The following is a 775-nucleotide window of genomic DNA, read 5'->3' as shown; positions in this document are numbered from 1 at the left end:
GTCGCGGCGTCTTTGCCCAGGGCGATGCTTTTGGCAACTTCATCGGGTTTGTCCAGGCCGGCAGTGGTCGGGCTGCCCTGGATGGCTTCGCCGCCAAACATCTGCGGCGCATGGGGCGGGGTCAGGGCCTCGGCATTGATCAGGCGTTCCTGCCCCTTGGCGATCGGCGCTTGCGAAGCCACGCCGATGAGCATGGACGCGCCCGGGTAACGGTGCTCGCCCGGCGCGCGAATGAATTCAGGCTGCGGCGATTTACCCACCAGCACCGGCTCGCCGTCACGCTGGCGCTTGGTCCACAGCCGTTGGTAAAAGCCGAGGGATTGCAGGGCTGTCATTGCCGGTCGCCCGTCGGGCGTGGCATCGGGCACGCCGTAGGTGCCGATGCCTTGCACATCATCCAGCGCCACGGTGGTGTCATCCGGGCAAAAATACACATACACCTTGCCGCGATTGTCGCGCTCGGGAAACACCGTGTGGTTGCCGATTTTATCGGGCCGGCTACCTTGCGTCGGCGACCAGCGAGGGCCGCTGCGTCCGCCATAGGTCTTGATATCCCTGAGCGCGGACAGCGGTGGCTGCGCATGAGGGGTTTGCGTCACCGCGCTGACAATACCGATCAGTGTGGCGAGGGTGTCATGGTCTTTGGGCGTGACCTTGGGCAGTACGCTGTAAGGCGAGTCCACGAGAATGAGGGTGTCGGCGCAGCGCTGGCCCTTGTCCATCAACAGGGCCTGCGCCAACAGCGCGATCAAGGTGCCCTGGCTGTGGCCCATGA

General features: G+C 64.6%; 1 protein-coding gene. It reads right to left on the bottom strand.

Features of this window, described 5'->3' with window-relative positions; genetic code table 11:
- A partial coding sequence (locus BVK86_RS28940; RefSeq protein WP_139315826.1) for a T6SS effector phospholipase Tle3 domain-containing protein occupies positions 1 to 775 on the bottom strand: 775 nt, incomplete at both ends.

Origin of the sequence: Pseudomonas reinekei (assembly GCF_001945365.1) — a bacterium.
GTDB lineage: Bacteria > Pseudomonadota > Gammaproteobacteria > Pseudomonadales > Pseudomonadaceae > Aquipseudomonas > Aquipseudomonas reinekei.
Note: the sequence above shows the minus strand (reverse complement) of the source record. Positions and strands in the feature narration are given on the sequence as shown.